This is a genomic window from Miltoncostaea marina (assembly GCF_018141525.1).
Lineage (GTDB): Bacteria > Actinomycetota > Thermoleophilia > Miltoncostaeales > Miltoncostaeaceae > Miltoncostaea > Miltoncostaea marina.
This window is the reverse complement of record NZ_CP064655.1, coordinates 1756851-1778013: the sequence shown is the minus strand read 5'-3', so window position 1 is coordinate 1778013 and position 21163 is coordinate 1756851. Positions and strand designations below refer to the sequence as shown.

General features: G+C 77.1%; 21 protein-coding genes and 1 pseudogene. 16 read left to right on the top strand and 6 right to left on the bottom strand.

Annotation, left to right across the window (positions count from 1 at the left end; all coding sequences use genetic code 11):
• Positions 1-200: 200 nt before the first annotated feature.
• A complete protein-coding gene (locus ITJ85_RS08890) occupies positions 201-1190 on the top strand; it encodes a hypothetical protein (protein WP_217912746.1) in 990 nt (329 codons plus the stop codon).
• Here ITJ85_RS08890 and ITJ85_RS08885 read toward each other — a convergent pair.
• Positions 1177-1820, bottom strand: a pseudogene (locus ITJ85_RS08885) (M48 family metallopeptidase). The gene ITJ85_RS08890 and the pseudogene ITJ85_RS08885 overlap by 14 nt on opposite strands.
• Before the next feature lie 98 nt (positions 1821-1918).
• Between ITJ85_RS08885 and ITJ85_RS08875 the strand changes: the two are divergent.
• The 3 genes from ITJ85_RS08875 (at position 1919) to ITJ85_RS08865 (ending at position 4410) form a co-directional block, all read left to right on the top strand.
• A complete protein-coding gene (locus ITJ85_RS08875) occupies positions 1919-2764 on the top strand; it encodes a diacylglycerol/lipid kinase family protein (protein ID WP_217912745.1) in 846 nt (281 codons plus the stop codon).
• Positions 2761-4047: a phospholipase D-like domain-containing protein gene (locus ITJ85_RS08870; protein WP_217912744.1), complete on the top strand. Its 1287-nt coding sequence runs from the start codon at positions 2761-2763 to the stop codon at positions 4045-4047. The genes ITJ85_RS08875 and ITJ85_RS08870 overlap by 4 nt, the downstream gene beginning before the upstream one ends.
• Positions 4048-4125: 78 nt before the next feature.
• Positions 4126-4410, top strand: coding sequence for a hypothetical protein (locus ITJ85_RS08865; RefSeq protein WP_217912743.1), 285 nt, complete (start codon positions 4126-4128; stop codon positions 4408-4410).
• Here ITJ85_RS08865 and ITJ85_RS08860 read toward each other — a convergent pair.
• A complete protein-coding gene (locus ITJ85_RS08860; protein WP_217912742.1) occupies positions 4407-5423 on the bottom strand; it encodes an MBL fold metallo-hydrolase in 1017 nt (338 codons plus the stop codon). The two genes, ITJ85_RS08865 and ITJ85_RS08860, sit on opposite strands and share 4 nt — an antisense overlap.
• A 78-nt stretch (positions 5424-5501) precedes the next feature.
• On the opposite strand from ITJ85_RS08860, the gene metX reads away from it, so the two are divergent.
• Genes metX through ITJ85_RS08845 form a run of 3 tightly spaced genes read left to right on the top strand, consistent with a single transcriptional unit; the run spans position 5502 to position 8191 of the window.
• Positions 5502-6647: a homoserine O-acetyltransferase MetX gene (gene metX / locus ITJ85_RS08855; RefSeq protein ID WP_217912741.1), complete on the top strand. Its 1146-nt coding sequence runs from the start codon at positions 5502-5504 to the stop codon at positions 6645-6647.
• Entirely contained in the window at positions 6644-7234 is a 591-nt protein-coding gene (metW, locus tag ITJ85_RS08850) for a methionine biosynthesis protein MetW (protein ID WP_217912740.1), read from the top strand. The genes metX and metW overlap by 4 nt, the downstream gene beginning before the upstream one ends.
• Positions 7235-7240: 6 nt before the next feature.
• Positions 7241-8191, top strand: a complete 951-nt coding sequence (locus ITJ85_RS08845; protein WP_217912739.1) for a lysylphosphatidylglycerol synthase transmembrane domain-containing protein — start codon at positions 7241-7243, stop codon at positions 8189-8191.
• A 15-nt stretch (positions 8192-8206) separates the two neighbouring features.
• Here ITJ85_RS08845 and ITJ85_RS08840 read toward each other — a convergent pair whose 3' ends face one another.
• The gene (locus ITJ85_RS08840) at positions 8207-9319 is read right to left on the bottom strand and encodes a site-2 protease family protein (protein ID WP_217912738.1); all 1113 of its coding nucleotides are present in this window, start codon (positions 9317-9319) and stop codon (positions 8207-8209) included.
• Positions 9320-9466: 147 nt separating this feature from the next.
• Between ITJ85_RS08840 and ITJ85_RS08835 the strand changes: the two genes are divergently transcribed.
• Entirely contained in the window at positions 9467-10465 is a 999-nt protein-coding gene (locus tag ITJ85_RS08835) for a S1C family serine protease (protein ID WP_217912737.1), read from the top strand.
• 76 nt (positions 10466-10541) lie between these two features.
• On the opposite strand, the gene ITJ85_RS08830 is transcribed toward ITJ85_RS08835, so the two are convergent.
• Together ITJ85_RS08830 and ITJ85_RS08825 are read right to left on the bottom strand one after the other, a co-directional pair.
• On the bottom strand, positions 10542-11459 hold the full coding sequence (locus ITJ85_RS08830; protein ID WP_281412247.1) for a ketopantoate reductase family protein: 918 nt from the start codon (positions 11457-11459) through the stop codon (positions 10542-10544).
• Between the two features lie 4 nt (positions 11460-11463).
• The gene (locus ITJ85_RS08825; protein WP_217912736.1) at positions 11464-11973 is read right to left on the bottom strand and encodes a ribonuclease H family protein; all 510 of its coding nucleotides are present in this window, start codon (positions 11971-11973) and stop codon (positions 11464-11466) included.
• Positions 11974-12015: 42 nt separating this feature from the next.
• Between ITJ85_RS08825 and ITJ85_RS08820 the strand changes: the two genes are divergently transcribed.
• From ITJ85_RS08820 to ITJ85_RS08785, 8 genes are all read left to right on the top strand, one after another.
• On the top strand, positions 12016-12813 hold the full coding sequence (locus ITJ85_RS08820; RefSeq protein ID WP_217912735.1) for a class I SAM-dependent methyltransferase: 798 nt from the start codon (positions 12016-12018) through the stop codon (positions 12811-12813).
• Between the two features lie 172 nt (positions 12814-12985).
• Positions 12986-13414, top strand: a complete 429-nt coding sequence (locus ITJ85_RS08815; protein WP_217912734.1) for a type IV pilin protein — start codon at positions 12986-12988, stop codon at positions 13412-13414.
• 230 nt (positions 13415-13644) lie between these two features.
• Positions 13645-16176, top strand: a complete 2532-nt coding sequence (locus ITJ85_RS08810) for a DUF4962 domain-containing protein (protein WP_217912733.1) — start codon at positions 13645-13647, stop codon at positions 16174-16176.
• Entirely contained in the window at positions 16176-16946 is a 771-nt protein-coding gene (locus ITJ85_RS08805; protein ID WP_217912732.1) for a prepilin peptidase, read from the top strand. The genes ITJ85_RS08810 and ITJ85_RS08805 overlap by 1 nt, the downstream gene beginning before the upstream one ends.
• Before the next feature lie 48 nt (positions 16947-16994).
• Complete coding sequence (gene pilM, locus ITJ85_RS08800; protein ID WP_217912731.1) at positions 16995-18068, top strand: type IV pilus assembly protein PilM; 1074 nt, start codon at positions 16995-16997, stop codon at positions 18066-18068.
• Positions 18065-18742: a PilN domain-containing protein gene (locus tag ITJ85_RS08795; RefSeq protein ID WP_217912730.1), complete on the top strand. Its 678-nt coding sequence runs from the start codon at positions 18065-18067 to the stop codon at positions 18740-18742. Before pilM ends, ITJ85_RS08795 begins: the two co-directional genes overlap by 4 nt.
• Positions 18739-19515, top strand: coding sequence for a type II secretion system protein GspM (gspM, locus tag ITJ85_RS08790; RefSeq protein WP_217912729.1), 777 nt, complete (start codon positions 18739-18741; stop codon positions 19513-19515). Before ITJ85_RS08795 ends, gspM begins: the two co-directional genes overlap by 4 nt.
• Positions 19515-20216 carry a hypothetical protein gene (locus ITJ85_RS08785; RefSeq protein ID WP_217912728.1) on the top strand — a complete coding sequence of 234 codons (702 nt, stop codon included), beginning with the start codon at positions 19515-19517 and terminating at the stop codon, positions 20214-20216. The genes gspM and ITJ85_RS08785 overlap by 1 nt, the downstream gene beginning before the upstream one ends.
• Before the next feature lie 95 nt (positions 20217-20311).
• Here the strand turns inward: ITJ85_RS08785 and ITJ85_RS08780 are convergent, their stop codons facing one another.
• Positions 20312-21124: a mechanosensitive ion channel domain-containing protein gene (locus tag ITJ85_RS08780; RefSeq protein WP_217912727.1), complete on the bottom strand. Its 813-nt coding sequence runs from the start codon at positions 21122-21124 to the stop codon at positions 20312-20314.
• Between the last annotated feature and the right edge of the window lie 39 nt (positions 21125-21163).

The following is a 21163-nucleotide window of genomic DNA, read 5'->3' as shown; positions in this document are numbered from 1 at the left end:
CGGGCGGCGGGGTCGTCCCGCCCATGGGCAGGTCCCGCCGCGACGGCCTCCGTGCCGTCCGCCTGTGCTCGCCGCCGGACGGGCCCGGCAGGCGAAGTCGGGCATGAAAGCCGACCCGCCGGACGGCGCGCAAGGGCGGAACGTCACGGCGTGTACGGCGTGCACCTGCTACGGGCCGCGGTCGACTACAGTGCCGCCTCGTGGCCGACGACGACGCACGCGCGCGCAGGGGCCGGTTCCTGCGGGAGCTCGCCCAGCGCGACCTCTACGCCTGGTTCGGCATCCCGCGCGACGCGGGCCCGGACGCCATCCGCGCCGCCGCGGAGGCCAAGCGGCGGCAGCTGGCGGGGACGCCGATGTCCCAGAAGGCGCGCGCGATCGAGAAGGCCTACTGCGACCAGGGCGAGAAGGCGCTGCTGCGCCCTGACGTGCGGCGCGAGTACGACGCCCTGCTCGGGGCAGCGACGTCTCCGGCCCGGGCGACCACGAGCGCCCAGCGCGCCGTGCTGGAGCGCGAGGAGCGGCTGCGCGCGGCCCGCGAGCGCATCGAGCACTACGGCGAGGACGACGCGCGGATGGCCCCCGGGCCCGCGATGCTGCTCGCCGGCGACGACGCCCAGGCCGAGCTCGCGGCCGAGCGGCGGGCGGCGGCGGCCGTGTCCGACCCGCGCGAGGCGCTCGCGGCGGCCCGCCGGGCCCGCGCCGAGGGGGCGACCATCCGCGCGCTCGCCCTGGCCGAGCGCGCGCACGCCCTCCGCGTGACCGCCGGCTCGCTCACCACGCTGGGCGCCGCCCGCCGCGACGTGGGCGATCTGGCGGGCAGCGAGACGGCGCTCCGCGAGAGCGCGCGCATGCTGCCGACCGTGCGCGAGAACGCGCCGGGCCTGGTCGCGCTGGCGGCGACCCTGCGCGCGCGCGGCGACCTGGCCGGCGCCGAGCAGACGGCCCTGCGGGTGATCGAGGAGGACGAGGAGGACGCCCACGCCTGGCGCGCCCTCGCCCTCGTCCTGACCGACCGCGGCGAGACGGTCCGCGCCGGCGACGCGTGGGAGCGCTCCGCGGGCCTGGGGCTCGACGTGCCGGGCGCGCTCGCGGGCCTGCAGGTGCTGCGCAAGGACGCCCTGGCCCGCAACGATCAGCTGGGCGCGGCCGACGTCGAGAGCCGCATCGCGCGCATCAGGCGCGGCTGACGCCCGCCTCCCCGCGCCAGGCCGGCCCTCGGTGCAGCAGGTGGCCGCGCGCGGCGAGCCAGTCGCGGGCGGCGCGGTGACCCGGGTCGACGCCGGCCAGCAGCTCCCAGAAGGCCGGCGAGTGGTCCGGCCGCACCAGGTGGCAGACCTCGTGGGCGACGACGTGGTCGAGCACGGCCTCCGGCGCCAGCAGCAGCCGCCACGAGAACGACAGGCGCCCGCCGGGCGAGCAGCTGCCCCAGCGCGAGCGCGGGTCGCGCACGCCGACGGCCGCCACGGCGACCCCCAGGCGCGCGGCCGCCGCGTGGGCGCGCTCGCCGAGCACGGCGTGCGCGTGGGCCCGGTACCAGCGCTCGACCGCCGCCCCGGGTCGGCGGGCCCGGTGGCGAGCGCGTCGCCCTCGCGGACGGCCGTCCGCGCGGGCCCGCCGGGCCGGACGCGCAGGGTCAGTCCGCCGTCCAGCAGGGCCAGGCGGTCACCGTCGCGCAGGGGCCGGGGCGGCGGCGCCAGCCGGCGGCGCTGCTCCTCGACCCAGGGCGCCTGCGCGCGCAGGAAGGCGTCGATGCGGGCCCGGGGGGCGCCGGGCGGCACGGTCAGCCGCACGCCGGCCGGCCCGACGCTCAGCGTCATGCGCCGCGCGCGGCGATGGCGGACCACGCGGTGGGGGAAGGGCGTCTCGCGCAGCTCCACGGGGATGGTGAGGCTAGCGTGCGGGTAGGGTGGCGGCCGTGAGGGTCCTGCTGCTCGTGAAGGAGAGCTCCGGCTCCGGCTCGGGCCCGGACGGCGACGCCCTCGCCCGCGCGATGCGCGACGCCGGCGCGGAGGTCGACCTGCGCGGCGCCGAGGAGATCGACGCCATCGCCGCCACCCGGCCCGACCGCGTGGTGATCGCGAGCGGCGACGGCAACGTCGCGCACGTGGCCGACGCGGCCGGCGCGGCGGGAGTGCCGCTCGGCGTGATCCCCAACGGCACGGCGAACGACTTCGCCGGGCGCATGGGCATCCCCGCCGACGTGCTGGAGGCCGCGCGCCTGGCGGCCACCGGCGAGCGCCTGCGGACGATCGACCTGGCGCGGGTCGGCGACCACCCGTTCGTCAACATGGCCACCGCGGGGCTCGCCGTCGCCGCGCTGCGCGGCGCCGAGCCGCTCAAGCCCCTGATCGGCCCGGCCGGCTACCTGGTGGGCGCGGTGCGCGCGGGCCTCACCGGCCGGCCGGTGACGTGCGACGTGCGCTGCGACGGGCGGCGGCTCTACGCCGGCCGCGCGTGGCAGGTGATGGTGGCCTGCTCGGGCGCGTTCGGCGCCGGCTCGCGCGTGGCCGAGGCCGACCCCTCCGACGGGCTGCTCGACGTGGTCGTGCTGGCCGCGGGCGGCCGCCTGCGCCTGGTGCGTCACGCGTACGGCCTGCGCCGCGGCCGCATCACGGAGCAGCCCGGGGTGGTCGGCGCGCGGGCGCGGCGCGTGGAGCTGGGCCTGCCGCCCGGGGCGGAGCTCAACGTGGACGGGGACGTGGAGGACGCCGGCCCGCCGCTGACCGTCGAGCCCGGGCGCGTGCGGGTGGTGGTGGGGTGAACCGGCGCTGGCCCGCGGCGATCGCCCTGTGGGCTGTCGTCTGGTACGCGAGCGACTCGCTCCGCCACCGCCGCGAGGGCGGGCGCGGGTACGAGCTCCAGGAGGTCGCCGACGTGGGCTCGGAGGGCTTCCTGCGCGCCGCCGAGGCGCTCACGGGCGCGCCGGTCACGCGTGGCAACCGGGCGGAGCTCCTGATCAACGGCGACCGCATCTTCCCGGCCTTCCTCGAGACGATCGCGGGCGCCCGCCGTACGCTCAACCTGCTCACCTACGTCTACTGGACCGGCGAGATCGCCGAGCAGGTGGCCGACGCCGTCTGCGAGCGCGCCGAGGCCGGCGTGGAGTGCCGCGTGCTGCTCGACGCGGTCGGCGCCGTGAAGATGGACGGCGGGCTCATCCGGCGCATGGAGGACTGCGGCGTCGTGGTGCGGCGCTTCCGACCGCCGAAGCCCTACGCGCTGCGGCGGGCCAACAACCGCACGCACCGGAAGATCCTGGTGGCCGACGGGACCGTGGGGCTGACCGGCGGCGTCGGCATCGCCGAGGAGTGGACCGGCGACGCCCAGGACCCCGATCACTGGCGCGACACCCACGTGCGCGTGCGCGGCCCGGTGGTGCGCGGGCTGCAGGGCGCGTTCGCCGAGAACTGGCTGGAGGCCACCGGGCAGGTGCTGGCGGGCGAGGACGACCTGCCGCCGCTCGGGCCGGTGCCCGGCGAGGACGGCGAGGAGGGCGCGCCGATGCAGGTCATCCGCTCGAGCGCCGGCGTGGGCGACACCAACGTGGAGACGCTCTACTACCTGGCGATCGCCTCGGCGTCGCGCAGCATCCTGCTGACCTCCGCCTACTTCGCGCCCCGGCCGGCCTTCCTCGGCGCGCTGGAGGACGCGGCCCGCCGTGGCGTGGACGTGCGCGTGCTCGTGCCGGGTGAGCACATCGACAAGGACGTGGTGCGCCGCGCCGGCCGGGCGACCTACGGGCAGCTGCTGCGCGCCGGCGCCCGCGTGTTCGAGTACGCGCCGACGATGCTGCACGCGAAGTGCATGGTGGTCGACGGCGTCTGGTCCGCGATCGGCTCCGCCAACTTCGACAACCGCTCCTTCCAGCTCAACGACGAGGCGGTGCTGGCCGTGCAGGATCGCGGCTTCGCGCGGCTGCTCACCGAGTCGTTCGAGGCCGACACGGCCGCCGCCGACGAGGTCTCGCTGGAGGAGTGGGCGCGGCGGCCCCTCGGCGAGCGCCTCCGCGAGGCGGCCTCGCGCCTGCTCCGGCGCGAGCTCTGAGCATCCCCGTGTGACGCCGGGCCCGCCGCCGGGTATCCCCGCGGCGTCAGCGCAACAGCACCCACCCGGAGGATCGGCATGGACATCGGCAAGCTCGCCGGCGCGGCGAAGCGCCTCGTGGACCAGCGCGGCGGCACGGAGGCCCTCAAGCGCGACGCGCAGGAGCTCAAGGACATCGCCACCGGGGAGGGGAGCCTGGCCGACAAGGCGAAGGCCGCGGCCGAGGCGCTGCGCGACCCCGGCGCGCGCGGCGACGACGCCCCGCCGGCCGAGGGCACGGGCCGCGCGGACGAGCACCTGTCGCGGCCGGACGCCGCCGGCCGCGACACCGAGCCGCCGGCCGGCGGAGCCCCCCGGCCCTAACCCGCGGCGGGCGCCGCCCCGGTCGCCCGCGCCCACCCGCGGGGCGGCGCGGGGCGCGCCCATTCGGGCGGCGGTGGATGGGACGGGGTGCGGCAGCGCAGCCGCCCGTCCCGCTCCTCGACCGCGCCGGCGCGGCGCATCTCCGCGAGCAGGTCGGCGGCGAGCGCCTCGGGCGTCGTCGCGAAGACCCGCGCCGCGTGGCCGGCCAGCCAGGGGCTGGCGACCAGGTACGCGTCGAGCTCGTCGAGGGCGACGCCGTCGCGGATCATGAGCGCGAAGGCGAGGATGCGCTTCATGGCGTGCCAGGCCGCCCGCTGCGGGTCGGCCCGCATGCGCTCGTAGCGGGCGTGTGCGGCGGCGAAGGCCCGCGGGGGGTCGGCCATCACCGGCCCGTGCCCCGACAGCGCCACGCGCGGCGCGAGCGCCGCCAGCGACACGACCGTGCGCAGCGCGGCGTCGATGGCCGCCGGGCCGTCCAGGGCGACGTCGATCCAGCCCACGTCGTCGTCGTGGAGGGCGTCGCCCAGCACCAGCACGCGCTCGTCCGGCTGGTGGAAGCTCAGATGGCGGGGCGTGTGCCCAGGGGTCGAGAGCACCTCCCAGTCGGCGGGGCCCGCCCGCAGGCGGTCCCCCGGCCGCAGGGGCACGTCCACGCGGTAGCGCTCCACGGGCTGGTCGAGCCACTCGGCCATGCAGGCCGCGCGGTCGCAGCGGTTGACCGCCTCCGCGTCGCCGGCCTCGGCCGCCACCGGGATCCCGTGGCGGCGCTGCAGCGCGGCGTTGCCGCCCACGTGGTCGCTGTGCCAGTGGGTGTTGACCACGAGCTCGAGCGCGTCGGCCGGGGCGCCGGCCTGCGCCAGGGCGGCCGGCAGGCGCCCGGCGTCGCTGCCGTAGCCGCTGTCGAACAGGACGCGCCGGCCGGCGGTCGTCACGACCACGTTCGCGCTGGGGTAGCCGATCCGGAGCATGCGCAGCCAGGGCGGGAGGGGCGCGGGCGCGGCGCGGCTCGGCATGGCGGCCACGATACCGGCCGCCCGCCCGGCGCCCGGCCGGTTGACACCCGCCGGGCGCCTCACTACCGTCCTCGCGCCGTGGGGGTCTCCGTCGGACGGGTCGAAACGCAGCGAGCCGTCCTGTTCACCGCGGACCGGCCGCTGGCGCTCGACTCGGGGGCGGTCCTGGCGCCGGTCGAGGTGGCCTACGAGACCTACGGGCGGCTCGACGCCGACCGCTCGAACGCGATCGTGGTGTGCCACGCCCTGACCGGCGACGCCCACGCGGCGGGCCACCACGGCGACCCGGCGAAGCGTGGCTGGTGGGACTCGATCATCGGCCCGGGCCGCCCGCTCGACACCGACCGCTTCTTCGTCGTCTGCTCCAACCTGCTCGGCGGGTGCCAGGGCACGACCGGGCCGTCGTCGACCGACCCGGCCACGGGGCGCCCCTACGGGCTGCGCTTCCCGCTCATGACGATCTCCGACCTGGTGCGGGTGCACCGGGCGCTGATCGCCCACCTCGGCATCGAGCGCCCGCTGGCGGCCGTCGGCGGCTCGCTCGGCGGCATGCAGGCGCTGCAGTGGGCGCTCGACGCGCCGGGCGAGCTCGAGTCGGCGGTGGTCATCTGCGCCAGCAGCCGCCTGTCGGCGCAGAACATCGCCTTCTCCGCGGTCGCCCGGGAGGCCATCATGGGCGACCCCGACTTCCACGGGGGCGACTACTACGAGCACGGCGTGCGCCCCGACCGGGGCCTCGCCACCGCGAGGATGCTGGCCCACATCACCTACCTGTCCGAGGAGTCGATGCGGCGCAAGTTCGGCCGCCGCCTCCAGGATCGCGAGACGCCGCGCTTCGGCTTCGACGTCGACTTCCAGGTGGAGAGCTACCTGCGCCACCAGGGCGCGTCGTTCCTGCGCCGCTTCGACGCCAACAGCTACCTCTACCTGACCCGGGTGATGGACTACTTCGACGCCTTCGCCGACCCGGTGGCCACGGCTCGCGCGCTCGAGGGCACGAGCACCCGCTTCCTCGTCGTCTCGTTCGACAGCGACTGGCGCTTCGACACGGCCCACTCGCGGGAGATCGTGCGCACGCTCACCACCCACGGGGCGCCGGTCACGTTCCGGGAGGTCGCCTCGCCGTTCGGCCACGACTCGTTCCTGCTCGACATCCCCGACTACCACCGCACCGTCGGGACGTTCCTGCAGCACGTGCACAGCACGCCGGCGGGGGTGCCGTGAGGCCCGACCTGATGGTGGTCGCCGGCATGGTGCCGCGCGGCTCGCGGGTGCTGGACCTCGGCTGCGGCGAGGGGGACCTGCTGGAGGAACTCATCGTGGCCCGCGGCTGCCGCGGGCAGGGCGTGGAGGTGTCCGACGAGGCCTTCCACGCCTGCGTGGCCCGGGGCATCGCCGTGGTGCAGGCCGACATCGACGAGGGCCTCGACTTCGACGACCACGCGTTCGACGTGGTGGTGCTCTCCCAGACGCTCCAGGCGGTGCGCCGGCCGGCCCCGGTGCTGCGCGAGGTGATGCGCGTGGGCCGGGTGGGCATCGTCTCGTTCCCGAACTTCGGGCACTGGCGGCTGCGCCTGGCGCTCGGCGCGCGCGGGCGGATGCCGGTGAGCCGCACGCTGCCGTACCGGTGGTACGAGACGCCCAACATCCACCTCTGCACGATCCGCGACTTCGAGGACCTGGCCGGCGCCGAGGGGCTGCGGGTGGGCGGGCGGCGCCTGCTGGGCGAGGACGGCCGCGCGGCGCCCGCGTGGGCGGAGCGCCGGCCCAACCTGCTCGCGGCGGGCGCCGTCTACCTGCTGACGCGGTAGGCGCCGGTGGAGAGCCTTCGCCGCTTCATCGACGCGGTCGAGGCCTTCGTCGAGCGCCTGGCCGCCGTGCACTGGGGGTTCCTCGCCGCCGCCGTGGCCTTCAGCGTGGGCAACCTGGCGCTGCGCTCGCGCGCGTGGCAGCAGATCCTGCGCGCGGCCCTCCCCGGCGAGCGCATCCGCTACCGCACCGCCTTCGGCGCCTACTGCGCGGGGGTCGGCGTCAACGCGGTGATCCCGGCGCGGGTCGGCGACCTGATGAAGATGTTCCTCGTCCGCCGCAGCACCCGCGAGGCCCGCTACCCGACCCTGGCCGGCTCGCTCGTGGCCGAGACGCTGTTCGACATGGCGATGGCCTCGGGGCTCATCCTCTGGGCCCTGTGGGCGGGCGTGCTGCCCGGCGTGCGACTGCCCGACCTGCCGGCCTTCGACCTCTCGCTGGCGTTCCGCTACCCGGTCGCCACCCTCGCGGTGGTCAGCGGGCTCGTCGTGCTGGGGCTGCTGCTCGCCCGGCGGGTGCGGGAGTTCTGGCGCCGCTTCGGGCAGGGGCTCGCGATCGTCCGCACGCCGCGCCGCTACCTGCGCTCGGTGGTCATCTGGCAGGCGCTCGGCTGGGGCTGCCGGATCGGCGGCGCCTTCTACTTCCTGCAGGCCTTCGACGTGCCGGCGGGCATCGAGGCCGCGCTCATCGTGCAGGTGGCCGGCAGCATGGCGAGCCTCTTCCCGGCGACGCCGGGCGGCCTCGGCCCCAAGCAGGCCCTGCTCGTGGTGATGCTGGCCGGCTCCACCGGACGCGGGGAGGTGCTGGCGTTCAGCGCCGGCATGGAGCTCACCCTGCTCGTCACGAACGCGCTCCTCGGGCTGACCTGCATCGGCCTGATGGTGCGCAGCCTGCGGCTGCGCACCGTCCTCTCGCGGGCGCGGGCCGACCGCCGGGCGGCGGCGCCCGAGGAGGCCTGAGCCCCCGGGCGTGCCTCAGACGGCGCGGCTCCGGGGGTCGATGCCGAGCGCCCGCGCCACGTCGCCGACGGTCACCACGCCGAGCAGGCGGTCGCCGTCCAGCACGAGGGCGCTCTCGAGCTCCGTGCCGCGCAGCGCGGCGATCACGACCGGCAGCTCGTCGTCGGCGCCCAGCGCGGGGACCCGGTCGCGGCCGACCATGCGGTCCGCCACGCGCAGCCGCTCCCAGTCGGCGCGCGGCGTGCCGGCCAGGGCGCCCGGCGGCAGCAGGCCCACGGCGCGGCCGTCCTCCACCACCGGGTAGGCGAGGTCGTGCGCGCCCCAGGGCGACTCGTCGGCCACGTCGTCGAGCGTCATGTCGGGCCGGGCCACGATCGGGTCGGCGTCCATCATGTCCCGGGCCCGCGGCATCCGCCCGGCCTGGGCCGCCGCCCGGCCCTCCGCGCCGGCCGCCTGGAGCAGGAACCAGCCGATCAGGGCCAGCCAGATGCCGCTGAAGGCCCCGAACAGCGCCGTCCCCGCGACCCCGAGGCCGATCATGGCGAGGGCGAGCACCCGCCCGGCGCCCGCCGCCAGGCGGGTGGCCGCGCGCAGGTCGCCCTTCATGCGCCACAGGGCGGCGCGCAGCATGCGCCCGCCGTCCAGCGGCAGGGCGGGGAGCAGGTTGAAGGCGAGCAGGGCCAGGTTGATGAAGCCGAGCCACGAGCAGACGCCGTCGACCGCGCCCGGGATGCCCGGCACGAGCGCGGCGCCGATGAAGGCGGCGCCGAGGGCGAGCGAGACCAGCGGCCCGGCCACGGCGATGCGGAACTCCGAGCCGGCCGTGCGGAACATCCCGGTGAACCGCGCGACCCCGCCGAACAGCCACAGCGTGATGCCGTCGATCGCGACGCCCTCGCGGCGCGCCTGGAGGGCGTGGCCCAGCTCGTGCAGCAGGATCGAGCCGAAGAAGCCGGTCGCCGACACGACCGCCATCGCGAAGTGGGCGTCGTCGCCGAGGCCGGGGTTGGTCTCGGGGAAGATGCCCGTGGCCAGCGTCCACATGAGCAGGAAGAGCAGCCCCAGGACGCTCCAGTGCAGGCCGATCGGGATGCCCGCGACGCGGCCGAGCGAGTAGGTGCTCCTCATCGTGCGGTCCGGTCCACGCGGTCAGTGTAGGACGGGGCCGCGCAACTGGCCGCCCGGGGGGCGCGCGACCCCGCCACGGGACGGTGCGAGGCGCGCGGCGCGCCCGCAGACTCGGTCGCGAGGACGTGAGGCGGACGGCGGAGGGCCATGCGGCTGCGCGGCGGCGAGGCGCTGAGGATCCTGGTGGCGGCGAGCGTGGGGGGCCTTGTGACGGGGCTCCTCCTGGCCGTCACCGGGCTGCCCGGCGCCGCCGGAGCCGCCGGCGCCGCGACATGGCCCTCCGGCGCCGACGTCAGCGCGCTCTACGCGGCCGCCGCCCCCTCGGTCGCCGCCGTGGACGCCGGGGGGCGCACCGGCTCGGCGGTGGTGCTCGACGCCCGCCACCTGGTGACCAACGCCCACGTCGTCGGCGATGCCGAGCGGGTCGAGGTGGCCATCGGCGACCGCCGCGTGGGCGCCCGCGTGCGCGGCGTCGAGCCGTCGGTCGACGTGGCCGTCCTGCGCCTGGACGGCGTCGAGGCCGGCGTCCCCGCGCTGCCCCTCGCCCCGGCCGCGGCGCTGCGGGTCGGCGACCCCGTCATCGCCATCGGCGCCCCCTTCGGCCTGCAGGGCTCGCTGTCGACCGGCGTCGTCTCGGGCCTGCGCCGCCAGATCGACTCGCCCAACGGCTTCGCCATCACCGGCGTCATCCAGACCGACGCGGCCCTCAACCCCGGCAACTCCGGCGGCCCGCTGCTGGACATGGACGGCCGGGTGGTCGGCATCGCGACCCAGATCGCGACGGAGGGCGGGCGCAACGAGGGCATCGGCTTCGCCGTCCCCGCCGACGTGGTCGCCCGCACCGCCGAGCGCATCGTCGCCACCGGCGCCGCACGGCTGCCCTACCTCGGGATCGTGGGGCAGGGGGGCGAGGGCGGCGTCCGCCTGGCCGACGTCCTCCGGGACGGCCCCGCCCGCGGCGTGCTGCGCCCCGGCGACGTCGTGGTCGCCGTCGGCGGGCGCCCCGTCGACTCGAGCGCGGCCATCGCCGACGCCCTCGCCGACCGCCGGCCGGGCGAGGCGGTCCGGGTCACCGTCCTCCGCGACGGGAGGCGGCTCGACCTCGACGTCCGGCTCGCCGTCCGCCCGGTCGCCGGCCCCGCCTGAGGGGGCGCCGGAGGGGTCGACGCCGATTGGCGCACGCGGGTCGCGCCAATCGGCGTCGACCCCCGCGAGGCGGGGATCAGCCGGGGTCGAGGAGCCGGAGCAGGGCGTCGCAGGCGCGGCTGGCCGGGACGGGGACCCCCAGGCGCTCGCCCTCCCGGACGACGGCGCCGACGAGGGCGTCGCGCTCGAGGCGGCGGCCGGCCTCGAGGTCGAAGAGCGTCGACGAGCCGCCGTCGGCGGGCAGCCGGCGGCGCGCGTCGGCGACGTAGGCCCGGGCGGCGTCGGACGCGACGGGCACGCCGGCGGCGCGCGCGACGGCCACGACCTCCTCGCCGAGGGCCAGCATCAGGCCCACGGCGCGGGGGTCGGCGAGCACGCGGCCGACGCGGGCCCGCCCGAGGGCCGTGACGGTGTTGAGCGCGACGTTGGCGACGAGCTTGGTCCAGAGGGCGCCCGCCGGGTCGTCGTCGACCCGCGAGGGCACGCCGATGGCGTCGGCCACCGCGGCGAGGGCCCGGCCGGGGGCGCCGGCGCCGCCGCCCGCGAGCAGGTCGCGCAGGCGGCCGGTCGAGGGGTTCCGGCTCGGCCGGCGGATGACGTGGTCGGGCGCGAGCCGCTGGCAGCCCAGGTAGACCGCCACGCCGCCGACGGCCGCCCCGGGCAGCTCGCGCGCGATGACGGCCGGGTTGTCGACGCCGTTCTGCAGCGACAGCACGACGCCGCCGGGGGCGAGCGCGCCGCGCAGGCCGCGCGCCGCCGCGGCGGTGTCGAAGCTCTTCACGCAGACGAGCGCCAGGTCGACCTCGCCGGCCTTGCGGACGTCGGCGACCGCGCGCAGCGGGACGGCGCGCTCGCGGCCGTCGTCGGTCAGCCGCATGGGGCCCGCGCGGAGCGCCTCGAGGGTGGCGCCGCGGGCGAGCACCGCGACCGGCCAGCCCGCGTCGGCCAGGCGCGCGGCGACGAAGCCGCCGATGGCGCCCGGTCCGACGACCAGGGTCCTAGAGATCGAGGCCGAGCTGACCCTCCCCGGGGACGACGGGGGCCTCGCCGCGCGGCTGGGCGTCCTTCGCCGCCTCCACGGCGAGGCGGTCGGCCCGCTCGTTGGCCGAGTGGCCGGCGTGCCCGCGCACGAGCACCGGCCGCACCCGCCGGTGGCGGGCGATCTCCTCGATCATCCGCTCCCACAGGTCCCGGTTGGCGACGGGCTGCCTGCTCGCCGTGCGCCAGCCCTTGCGCTGCCAGCCGGCGAGCCACCCCTTCAGCAGGGCGTTGGCGACGTAGCTCGAGTCGGTGACGAGCTCCACCTCGGAGCCCTCGGGCGCCGCGCGCAGGCCCTCCAGCGCGGCCGTCAGCTCCATCCGGTTGTTCGTGGTGGGGTACTCGCCGCCCGTCAGCACCTCCTCGGTGCCGTCGGGCGCGGTGAGGATCGCGGCCCAGCCGCCGCGGGAGGCGTCGGTGCCGTTGCCGGAGCAGGCGCCGTCGGTGACGAGGGTGAAGGTGTCGGGCATCCGGGCGATACCGTAGAGGACCACGACGGCGGGGGAGGCGGCATGGGTGACGGGCGGACGGTGGGGGAGGGCTTCGACCTCGCGGCGGCGGACTACGACGAGCTGCTGCGCCACAACCGCGACGGCGCCGCGCGCCTCGTGGCCGCCCTGCCGGACGGGACCTACGACGACGTGCTGGACGTCGGCTGCGGCACCGGATTCGTCACCGAGCGCATGGTGGAGCGCTTCGGCACCCGCCGCGTGACCGGGGTGGACCCCTCCGGCGGCATGCTGGACGTCTTCCGCGACAAGCTCGCCGGGCTGCCCGTGGAGGCGACGCTCGTGCAGGGCGGGGTGCACGACATGGACGTCCCCGAGGGCGCCTTCGACGCCGTGGTGAGCGGCATGGCCTTCCACTGGTTCCCCGACAAGCCGGCCGCGGTCGCCTCGATGGCGCGCCGCCTGCAGCCGGGCGGCGTGCTGGCGATCCTGGCCTCCGGGCGCGGCACCGACGAGGAGTTCCGGCGCGTGCTGGAGGGCGTGCGGCCGCCGGTGCCGCCGGCGTGGATCTCGGTGTTCGACGACATCCACCGCGACAGCGAGGAGCTCGCGGGCTACATGGAGGACGCCGGGCTCGAGGTCGTCGACGCCTGGGACGAGCGGCGGGTGCGCCACCAGCCGCCCGACGCGTACCTGGCACGCATCGCCGCCGTCGCGTCGCACCTGTCGGCGGACCTCGAGCCGGCCGAGGCGGCCGCCCACGGCGAGCGGGTGGCCGCCGCCGTGGCCGCCGCCGCCGGCCCGAGGGGGTTCCGCTACTCCTTCGTGAAGCTCTTCGGCGTGGGGCGCAGGCCGGCCTGACCGGCCCGCGCCGCGTGGCCCGGCCCCGCGGCGGCGCCCCTCGAGGGCACACGCCGATGGCGTGTTCCTAAAGAGATTGCCCACGGCGCTCGATGAGTGGTGTGAAAACCGCGGAGGCCCTCGTCACGGGCAGGAGGACCGCGGCACGTCACGTCCTCACGGAGGAGAGCACATGCTTGAGCGACTCCGCCGCCGCAGGGGCGAGGGTGGCTTCACCCTCATCGAGCTTCTCGTGGTGGTGATCATCATCGGCCTGCTCGCCGCGATCGCCATTCCGGCGTTCCTCGGCCAGCGCGACAAGGCCAACGACGCGGCTGCCAAGTCGCTGGTGCGCAACGGCGCGACGGCCATGGAGGCCTACTTCGCCGACGGCAACACGTACGCCAACGCCGACGCCACGAAGCTCGCGGCGATCGAGCCGAACATCAAGTGGGACGCCGCCAACATGGACGCCGGCGCCAACCAGGTGAAGTTCGCCGTCACCGGCTCCGGCACGGGCTACACGCTCGAGTCCAAGAGCAAGTCGAACATCACCTACAAGTACGAGAAGAAGTCCGACTCGACGGTCGAGCGGACGTGTGGGACCGGCTGCACCTGGTAGCTCCCGCACCACCACGGTGAACCGGGGGCCCGCTCCGGCGGGCCCCCGCTTCGTCCGCACCACCCTTCTCACGCCGGCGCCAGCGACGGCGCCCGGCTCGGACGCCCCCCGACGCAAGGAAGCGACCCGTGCGCACGCCGGACCGGACACAGGACATGACACGGCGCCGTGACACCTCCGGCGCAGACGGCGCGCCCGCCGCGCGCCACGGGGCGACACGCTCGCGGCAGATGCGCCGCTCCGTCCACCTCGCGCTCCTGCTCTCCGCCTGCGCGGCCGTCGCCCCGGCGGCGGTCCTCGCGCAGGGCACCGCGGCGCCCGAGAAGCCCGCCGTGACCAGCCCCTTCGCGGCCGACCGCGCGGCCAGCGTCCCGAGCGGCCTCACGCCCGACGGCGTCGCCGCCCCGCTGGCCTTCCCGGAGACGCCGGTCGTGCTCGCCTGGGGCGAGGTGCCCGGCGCCGCCGAGTACCACGTCGAGGTGAGCGACACGCCGGGCTTCAGCCGGGTCGTCTGGGAGGCCGACACGGCCGAGACCGTCGCGGCGCCCGAGGTCGTGCTGCCCGACGGCGAGTACTGGTGGCGCGTGCGCGCGACCGACGCCGCCGGCACGGCCGGCGCCTGGAGCGGCGTCGCGCGCTTCGCGAAGACCTGGCCCAACGCCATCACCGGCGCGCGCCTGGCCGCGGTCCCGGGCGGCCCGGCCGTGAGCCACCTGCGGCTCAACCCGTACCTCAGCTGGAACGCGGTGCCGGGCGCCAAGTCGTACGACGTCCAGATCGCCGCCGGCGACGGCTTCGCCGCGCCGGTCCTCACCGGCGAGAAGAACTCCGAGCCGTTCCTCACGCCCGCCGCCGCCGGCGTGCTGCCCGACGACACGTACGCGTGGCGCGTCCGCGCGCGCGACCCGAAGGACAACCCCGGCCCCTGGACGCTCGGCGGCACCTTCACGAAGGCCTGGGTCGCCCCCCGGGTCGTCGAGCCCGCCGACGGCGCATCCGTCCACGACCTCAGCCTCCGCTGGGAGGCCGTCGAGGGCGCCGAATCGTACGAGGTCCAGGTCACCAGTCGGGAGCACAACTGGCTGGGCTCGCACCTGAAGGTCACCGGCACCACGACCTCCACGTCGTTCACGCCGACCATCCAGGAGGTCGCCGCCCAGGGCATGACGTTCGGCGACCACTGGTGGCGCGTCCGGCCGACGGTCAACGGCGTGACCGGCACGTGGAGCGACGTGCACAAGCTCACCTGGCGCGCGCCCACGCCGGGCGAGGTCACCGCGCCGGGCGTCGTCCAGCTGGGGGTCGCCGGCGACTCCGACACCGGCCTGATGCCGCGCCTCGCCTGGGAACCCGTCGACGGCGCGAGGATCTACCGGGTCGACATCGCGACGGACCCGCAGTTCAACCACATCGTCGCGAGCGACCTGACGGCGACGCCCTCGTGGACGCCGCGCACGCCGCTGGCCGACAACCGCGTGGGCACCGGCTACCACTGGCGTGTCGTCTGGGGCGTGAGCGCCACGCCGATCGATCCGGACTGGCAGATCGGCGAGGCCGACGCCACCGCGGCCTCCGGCACCTTCCGCAAGCAGACCCGCGTCACGCTCGGCTCGCCGGCCGACGGCGGCGTCATCCAGCAGCCGGCCCTGCTCACCTGGAGCCCCGTGCCGGGCGTCGCCCGCTACGAGGTCCAGCTCAGCCGCGACCACCAGTTCGCCGGCGACGCCACCCGCACCGAGACGGTGTGGGGCACCGGCGGGGTGCCCGGCACGATGCGCGACCGCGACACCCGCCTGCCCGACGGCACCTGGAGCTGGCGCGTGCGGGCCGTCGACGGCGGCGGCGCCGGCCAGACCTGGAGCCCCGCCGGCCAGTTCACCCTCTCCTCGCCGCGGCCCGCGCAGGCCCAGCCCGCCGACGGCGCCCGCGTGGTGCACGCGCCGCTGCTGCGCTGGTCCCCGGTGGCGAGCGCCTGCGGCTACCAGGTGCAGGTGTCGGCCGACCCGTCCTTCGCCGGCGCGGAGCCGCTGGCCACCGCCCAGACGGCGCTCGTGCCGCCGCGGGCCGGCGTCACGACGCCCGGCGTCAACCACTGGCGGGTGCGGGCGGACTACTGCAACGGCGGCGCCGGGCAGTGGTCACCGGCGCGCAGCTTCCGCAGCGTCAGGCCGCCGTCCTTCAACCTCAATTCCGTACCCGCGAGTGTCGAGTACCGCAGGCAGATGACGGTCTCGGGACAGCTCATGGACAACGGCGCGCCGGTCAGGCGGGCGCGGCTCCACCTGGAGCGCCGCCTCGCGGGCGCCGGCGCCTACCGGCCCGCGGGCACCGTCCGCACGGACCGGCGGGGCCGCTACCGCTTCCGCCTGATCGCCGTGCGCACGGCGGACTACCGCCTGGTGTGGCGCGGCACCGCCGCCAAGCCCGGCGGCGCGGCCGCCTTCTCCCTCAAGGTCAAGCCGCGGGTCACCTTCCGCCTGGCCGCCGGCCGCGTCGTGCGCACCACGCGCCTGCTGGTGCGGGGCAGCGTGTTCCCGCGCCGGCCCGCGGTCGTGCAGGTGCGCTCCTCCGACGGATGGGAGACGGTCCGCCGCGTCGCGCCCACGTCGCGCCGCTTCGCGGTGCGCATCGGCACCGGCCGGCTCGGGCCGGGCCGGGTGCGGCTGCGGCTGCTCGTGCCGCGCGACGCCGGCCGGCGCTTCGTGGCCGCCTCGAGCCGCCAGCGCGGCGTGCTCGTCTACGACCGGTTCGTGGTCCGCTGATGCTCCTCGGTGCCCCCACCGCCTATTGGGCCGTCGTGGCCGGCGTGCTCGGGCTCTGCCTGGGGTCGTTCGCCACGGTCGTCGCCTCGCGCTGGCCCGCGGGGGCGTCGCTCGTGCGCCCGCGGTCGCACTGCACCTCGTGCGAGCGCACCCTCGGCGCCGCCGAGCTGGTGCCGGTGTTGTCGTGGCTCGCCCTGCGCGGCCGCTGCCGCGGCTGCGGCGCCGGGGTGTCGTGGCGCTACCCGGCCATCGAGCTCGCCAGCGGCGCGCTCGCCGCCGGCGCCATCGCGGGCTTCGGCCCCACCTGGGAGGGCCTGGCGGCCGCGCTGCTCGGCGTCAGCCTCGTCCCGGTGGTCGCGATCGACCTCGAGCACAAGCTGATCCCCGACCTCGTCGTGCTGCCCGCGGCCGCCGTCGCCCTGGCGGTCGGCGTCGCGGCAGACCCGGCCCGCTGGTGGGTCCCGGTCGCCGCCGCGCTCGGGGCGGGCGGCTTCATGTTCATGCTGTGGTTCCTCTACCCGGGCGGCATGGGCTTCGGCGACGTCAAGCTCGCCCTGCTGATGGGCGCCGTGCTCGGCGCCTCGGTCGTCCCGGCGCTCGTCGTGGCCTTCGCCGGGGGCGCCGCGCTCGGCGTCGCGCTGCTCGCCCGCTTCGGGGCGCGCGCCCGCCGGATGGCCGTCCCGTTCGGACCCTTCCTCGCCGCCGGCGCGCTGGTCGCCCTGTGGTGGGGTCCCTCGATGCTCGGCTGGTACGCCGAGCGGCTCGGCTGACCGCCCGCTCCGCCTCCCCCTGCCCCCCGAGACACGGACACCACGCCAATGAGCACCGTCGTCGCACTCGACATCGGATCCAGCGCGATCGCCGGCGTCGAGCTGAAGACCGCCCGCGAGCGGGTCACGCTCGCGAAGGCCGCGGTCGAGCCGCTCCCACCGGGACTGGTGAACGACGGCGAGATCCTCCGCCCGGACGAGCTCGCCGACGAGATCAAGCGCTTCTGGCGCACCGCCCGCTTCTCGGGGAAGAAGGTGCGCCTGGGCGTCGCCAACCAGCGGGTCGTCGTCCGCACGATCGAGCTGCCCGCGCTCGAGGACGAGGCCGAGCGCCGCGCCGCGGTCGAGTTCGAGGCGGCCGAGCAGATCCCGATCCCGCCGGAGCAGACGGTCGTGGACGCGCAGCCGGTGCTGCGCTTCACGACCGACGCCGGCGAGCGGGAGCGCCACGTCGTGGTCGCCGCCCACCGCGACATGGTGGAGGGGCTCGCGGCCACCGTCCGCAGGGCGGGGCTGCACCCCACGGGGATCGACCTCGAGGCGTTCGCGATCCTGCGGGCCCTGCTGCCGCCGCCGCCGGTCATCGACGAGGGCAGCGCCGACACGCCGGCCGTGGCGGTCTGCCACGTCGGCGCCGAGGTCACCAACATGATCGTCGCGGTCGACCGGCGGTGCCACTTCACCCGCCTCGTGGGCTTCGGCGGGTCGCACCTGACGAAGGCCGTCGCGGAGCGCACCGGCCTCACGCCCGAGGAGTCGGAGGTCGTCAAGACGGCCTGCGGCCTGCTGGGCGAGCCGCTCGAGGGCTGGGACCCGGAGACCGTCGCGGAGGTGCGCCACGCCCTCGCGCTGGGCGCCCGGCCGCTCGTGCGCGAGATCGGCCGCTCGCTCGACTACTACCGCTCGCAGGGCTTCTCCCGGCCGATCGAGCGCCTGGTGCTGTCGGGCGGCACGTCGCTGTGCACCGGCATCGACCGCTACCTCCAGCAGGGGCTCGGCATCCCGGTCGAGATCGGCGACCCGCGCCGGCAGCTCGACGAGGCCGGCGACCTGACCGCCGAGGTGGCCGCCCGCGCGGCGGTCGCCGTCGGCCTGGCGCTGGACGCGCCGGAGGCGTCATGAGGGCCGTCAACCTCCTCCCGCCGCCCGAGCGGCGCGCGCGCGGCTTCTCCGGCGGGCCCAGGGCGCCCCTGGCGGTCGCCGGCGCGGTGCTGGCGCTCGGCGGGCTCGGGTACTGGGGCTGGTCCGTCACGAGCGAGGTCGACCGGGTGCGCGAGGACGTCGCCGCCGCGACCATCGAGCGGGACGACCTGCAGGCGCGCATCGGCGCGTTCGAGCAGGCCCAGGCCCGCGACCTCGCCCAGCGCACCCGTCGCGGGGCGATCGTCAGCCTGGTCCAGAACCGGGTCAACTGGGAGCGCCTCGTGCGCGACCTCTCCTCGGCGATGCCCCGCCAGGTGTGGCTCGTCAACCTGAAGGGCGAGGCCGACCCCGCGGCGGCCGACCCGGCGGCCGTCGCCGCGGCGCCCGGCACCCCGGTCGCCGTCGTGCCGCGCGGCGTCCACCTCGACGGCTACGCGTTCACCCAGCCGCAGGTGGCGCTCGCCATGGCGCGCGCCGCCACGGTGCGCGGGCTCGGCGAGCCGCGCCTCGCGAGCAGCGAGGTCGAGCTCAAGGGCGGCCGCGAGGTCATCCACTTCGTGATCGACATCCCGATCGACCAGCGCGCGCAGGACCGCGACGTCCTCGCGCCGACCGGCTCCGCGCCCGGGGCCGCCACCGGAGCCACGCCATGAAGGTGACCAAGCGGGACAGGATCCTCCTCGCGGTGCTGGGGGTCGTCGCGGTGCTCGGAGGCTTCTGGTGGTTCGTCGTGAAGCCGGCGTCCGCCGACCTCCAGGCCGAGCGCGACCGGCTCGAGGCCGTCCGCGACGAGGCCGGCGCCATGCGCGACACGCTCTCGCGCTACTCGGTCTCGACGCGCAGCGACACGGCCCGCGCGGCCGAGCGGCTGCGCCTGGCCAAGGCCCTGCCGGACGGCGCCGACGCGCCGGGCGCGATCGTGCAGCTCCAGCGGCTCGCCGACCGGGCGAACGTCGAGCTGACCTCGATCAAGACCAACTCGTACACGGACTACGGATCGATCCGCGGTACGGAGCTCGAGGTGCGCATCACCGGCCGCTTCTTCGACGTGGACGACTTCCTCTACCGGCTCCACCGCCAGGTGGCGGTCGACGAGAAGGACCGGCCGATCATCGGCGGGCGCCTCTTCGCCACGGTCTCGCTGGACCTCAACCTGGTCCAGGGCGAGGCGGACGCGGACGGCGACCAGGTCGTCGGCACGGTCAAGGTCGTCGCCTTCTCGAGCGTGCCCGGCGGCGCCGCCTCCTCGGTCGTCCCCGCCCCGGCGGCGGGCACCCCGGTCGCCGCGCCGGCGCCGGCCGCGACGACGACCGCCACCGCGGCGCCGGCCGCCGCGGCCGCCCCCGGCGGATCCGCGACGCCCGACGGCGAGGCCGCGGGCGAGCCGCAGACCGTCTCCTCGCCGAGCACCGGAGGTTCCCAGTGATGCGCCGCCGTCATCTCGCGCCGGCCCTGGCCGCCCTGTCGGCCGCGGCCGTGCTCGCCGGCTGCTCCGGCGGCGGGGGCGGCTCGGCCGCCGAGGCGGACACGTCGCCGCCGGACGCCGCCGCCGCCACCGTGGCGACCGGCGCCGGCGCCCAGGACTCGGCCGCGCTGGCGATCGCCGCGATGGGCGCGCCGGGGGCGGTCGACGACGCGGCGGCCGCCCGCACCCTGGCCGCCCACGACGAGATGGGGGCGCCGCACGACCTCTTCGCGCCGCAGGTCGACGAGGCGGCGGCGGCCGAGCCGCCCCCCGCCGAGGCGGCCCCGGCGCCCGAGACGCCGGCCGACCTGCCGGTGCTCGTGCCCCCGCCCGGCCAGCAGATCGCGACCCCGGGGGGCACGACCACCGGGCCCGCCGCGACGCCGGCCCCGCCGGTGCAGGCGCCGCTCGCCCTGGAGGCCGACTTCGACGTGTCGGGCGAGCCCGTGGTGGCCCGCGAGGGCGACGCGATCCCGCCCGACACGCAGCAGTTCGTGGTCCAGGCGATCACGGCCGACTCCGTCACGCTCAAGCTGAGCGGCGGGCTGCTGCCGGACGGCACGGACACGGTCAGGCTGAGGGAGGGGGAGAAGATCACCCTCGACAACACCACCACGCGCCGCAGCTACACCATCAAGCTCGTGGACGTGCGGGCGGCGTAGCGCCCGCGCCGCCTCCCGCCGCCGCCTCCCGCCGCCGCCGCCCGCGCGTGGCCGGCGGCGGGACGCGGGCCGGGGCGGGGGCGGGGCGGGCGGCCCTACGGGCGCCCGTCCGGCCCGTGCAGCGGCGGGGCGGCGAGCCGATCGCCCGCCCGCGCGGCCAGCGCGTCGGCGAGCCAGGCCACCGCGACCTCGCGGTGTGCGTCGACGTCGACGACCGCCACGATGCGGGTGACCCCGCCGGGCGCGTCGCGACGGGTCGTGCGCGGCGCGGCCCGCCACGGCCCCCCGGCGCCGGCCATGCCGCCGCCCAGCTCCGCGAGCATGCCCTCCACCGCGTCGGGGTCGTGCGTCAGCAGCTCGAGCCGGTGGCGCCGCCGGCCGTCGGGCATGACGCGCGCGGCCGTGATCGCGCCGTTCGGGACGATCATGCGCTGGCCGCCGGGCGCGGTGAGCTCGGTTGTGCGGAAGCCGACCGTGACGACCTCGCCGGTGTAGCCGCTCGGCTCCAGGCGGACGGTGTCGCCGACGCCGTACTGGCTCTCGAACAGGATGAAGAAGCCGGCGATGACGTCGACCAGCAGGCGCTGGGCGGCGAAGCCGACCAGCACCACCACGAGCGCGCCGCTGCCGACGGCCGCCAGGCCGCCGCCGCCGGCCACGACCGCGGCGATCGCCACCGCCGCGGCCACGAGCACCACGTAGCGCAGGCTCGTCGCAAGCGCGGCGACCGCCGTCTGGCGCTGCCGCGCGCGGGGCCCCGCGTCGGCTCCGGTGCGGCGCAGCAGCCGCGGGGCCAGCCAGCCGATCGCCGACAGCATGAGGAGCGCGCCGGCGATGACGGCGCCGACGAGCGTGAGCCGGCCGGCCCACTCCGGCAGCCCGAAGATCGCGAGCGGGTGGAGGTGCACGGCGGCGACGATACCGGCGCGCGCCGACCGCGTGCGCCG